At 68.4% G+C, this 3,023-nt stretch carries 2 protein-coding genes and 1 pseudogene; all 3 read right to left on the bottom strand.

Going from position 1 to position 3,023, the window contains the following annotated elements:
• A pseudogene (locus AX729_RS08220) lies at nucleotides 1–682 on the bottom strand (hypothetical protein); the annotation flags it as partial.
• Nucleotides 683–832: 150 nt separating this feature from the next.
• A complete protein-coding gene (locus AX729_RS08215; protein WP_061021897.1) occupies nucleotides 833–1,330 on the bottom strand; it encodes a hypothetical protein in 498 nt (165 codons plus the stop codon).
• A 30-nt stretch (nucleotides 1,331–1,360) separates the two neighbouring features.
• The gene (locus tag AX729_RS08210) at nucleotides 1,361–2,704 is read right to left on the bottom strand and encodes a caspase family protein (protein ID WP_061021895.1); all 1,344 of its coding nucleotides are present in this window, start codon (nucleotides 2,702–2,704) and stop codon (nucleotides 1,361–1,363) included.
• Nucleotides 2,705–3,023: the final 319 nt, after the last annotated feature.

Below are 3,023 nucleotides of genomic sequence, written 5' to 3'. Positions count from 1 at the left end.
TGACGCTGGCGAGGATGCCGGCCAGCGCCAGCGCGCCGCCGATCACGAGCAGCAGCGTCTGGAGCGAGCCGGTCGGCTTGTCGACCGTGCTGTCAGCGGCAGCGAGCGCCACGGGGGAGGGTGATTTGGACGGTTTTGCGCCCGGCTGCGCGGCTGCGACCACGGCAGGTGCCGGCTGCGTCGCGGGCGGAGCGGACGCCGTGGGGGCATCGGGCCAGGGCGTGGCAGGTTGCAGCGCGCTGCCGTCAGTCGCCTGCTCCGCAGATTGTTGCGTCGGCGTTGCCGCCGGAGCTCGTGCGAGAGCGCTGGGCGTCTTGGCGGCTGCACCGCTGCTCGGCGGTGAAAGATATTCGGCGCGCGCGTCCTGCGCCATGTGCTGCTGCGGAGCCGGCGCATCCGCCGTCGGCGTATCGCTCGTAGTCTGCGCGGTCTGCGCTGCCCTGGTACCATTCTTGTCGCCGGCGGCGCGCAGATACCAGCATTGTCGCTTGGTCGAACGCTCGAGGCGGTAGTACCAGTGCTGCCCCTGCGGCGCTGCGCCCTTCGGCGAGGTGAGGCAGTCGGCGGCCGCGTTGGCGGTGCTCGATGCGCTCGGCGCGTTCTGCGACACGGCAGCCAGTGGTGCGCCGGCAATGATGCTGCCTACAAGCGCAGATACGAATTTTGCGGTGCGGTTGCCCATCCTGGTCTCCCGTTTACGCATGACGCAACTCTAACCGCCCCTTTGTCATCAAAGACTTGGGTGGCAATGAGCCGCAAATCCGGAGAGGATGTGGCTTGAATCGGGCCTGCGCGACGTTCATTCCGCCGCGAATTCAGGGCATGTGCCGCCTTATTGCTTGGCTGAGGTCCAGGTTCCGCCGCAGCCGTCGGAGCGACGCCACGTGCCGGAACCGCTGCGGCCGGAGAGGCGGCCCGCCCCGGTGAAGGTGACACCCTGGCCCTGGCCGCGCGTGCTGACCGAGCCGCTCGGGCTGACCGTTCCGCTCACGCCTTCACCGATGACCTTCCCGGAGGTGACGACGACTGCGCCGCTCGTCGAGCCGCCGCAGCCGACGCTGGTGACGATCCAGGCGCCGTCAAAGCCCCCGCCGCCTCCACCACCTCCGCCACTTCGTCGCGACGACGAGCGCGGCTCTTCGGCAGGCTTGCTCCGGCGTGCGGTCGGGGCCGGCTCGGCCGAGCGGTCCGACCGCGAGCCGGATAGCGATTTCTCGTCATTGCCGATCGAGCCGCCGGCGCTGCCCGATTGCGCGAAGGCAGGAGGCGAGGCGATGGCGAGACCAAGGAGACAGGCGAGGGCAATCGTGCGCACGGCGGCGTTGGGCATGGGCAGGCAATCCAACAATGAAAAAGGGCATCAGCGGCCGGAGCCGTCGGCACAGACGGATCCGATAATGCGGCAAGCTTTGCCAGCCTTGCCGCATTCGTCAAGCGCAGCGTCTTTCGCGCGCTGCACGCTGTCGCGCTGGACCAGCGACCACGACTTGTCGGAGATGGCGAAGGCACCGCAGCTTCTGCCGTAAAACGAGAGTTCGATCGGGCATTTGGCGCCGCCGCAATTGCCGCGCGCATCCGCCACGGCCGCCCGCCGCGAGGCGTGGTTCCACGATATCCCCCATTTGCTGCTATCAGGCCCGTAGACGATCGAGCCCCAGGGCTTCAGATCCTCCATCCTGCGCATCCGCAGCAGCAGACCCTCGGTCGCTTCGCCCGTTGGCGTCATGGAGATCCGCTGTTGGAGCTTCGTGATGGCGCGCGTCAGGCCGTCGGGCGTGTCAGGGTCGAAATTGAGCTCGTAGAGCCGCTCGCTGAGTTCGCTCAGCAGCGCGGCATCGCGCAAGGGAACGCGGTCGGGATCAGCGCGCAGGCGTTCCGCCGGCAGCGGATCGGGCCGCATCGCTGCGACCTGCGGCGGGGCGGCTTGCGTCGGCGGGACGAAATAGAAGGTGCCGTCGATCGGCGAGGAGGACACCCAGGGCTGCTGCGCGCCTGCGGTGGCGCGCTTCACGGCGAGGCCGACCTGGTTGAAGGTCTGGAACACGTCGAGGCCTGCGACCCGGATCGTTGTTGCCAGGGCCTTGGTATAGGGGCTGTGGCCGTCGCTGCCGTCCTGTGCGACGTTGCCGGGCTGGGTGGCATAGGAAATCAGGGTGCCCTCCGGCGCGCGCATCTGGGCAAGGCCGCCGTCCGATGCGCGCAGGCCGCGCGAGCCGAAGGGGTTGTTGCGGCAGGCGTCGAGGATCACGAGATTGAGGCGCGTGCCCGAGCCCTGCATCTGGCGCAGCACGAGGTTGACGTCGGTCATCTGGAAATCGACATCGGCCTCGCGGGTCGGGTTGGCGCCGACCGGCACGAGGTAGTTGGAGCCCGCGACCTGCACGCCGTGACCGGCATAATAGAACAGCGCGACGTCGGCACCCTGGACCTGCCGCCCGAAGTTCTGCACCGCGAGGTCCATCGCGCCCTTGTCGAGATCGAGCTGGGCGCGCCCGCCGACCAGCGTGAAGCCGAGAGCGCCGAGCGTCTCCGCCATCAGGCTCGCGTCCCTCGACGGGTTGTCGAGCGGGGTGATGTTCTTGTAGGCGGAGTTGCCGACCACGAGCGCGATGCGCTTCTCGGCCGAGGCTGGCTGCATGGCGGCAAGCGATGCCGCGACCAGTGCCGCCACCCCCGCAACGCGATTGAAAATCCTCGCGCGCATCAAAAATCCCCAAAATAATGGCGTCAGTCTAACACCCCGGCATGCAGGCGAAAAGCGGCGCGGCGGCCTGTGCCCGTGCGAGGGACCATGCCTGGGCGATCTCGCGGCGCGTTTCGCCCGAGTCTTGCGACGTCACATCGCCCGATGGAGGCCAAAGGGCGCAGGGAAGGCCGGGCGCCGGCGGCACCCGCAGATCCGTGCGTCACAGAAGTGCACACGGGGTGGATCACGGGTTGGCCGAACGCCCGGCCTTCCCTGCGCGGCTGGTTTTAACGGTGTCCTTCGTGCTCTCCCCGGGGAGCGATGCACTATTGCCCCC

Origin of the sequence: Bradyrhizobium sp. CCH5-F6 (assembly GCF_001556045.1) — a bacterium.
GTDB lineage: Bacteria > Pseudomonadota > Alphaproteobacteria > Rhizobiales > Xanthobacteraceae > Bradyrhizobium.
Note: the sequence above shows the minus strand (reverse complement) of the source record. Positions and strands in the feature narration are given on the sequence as shown.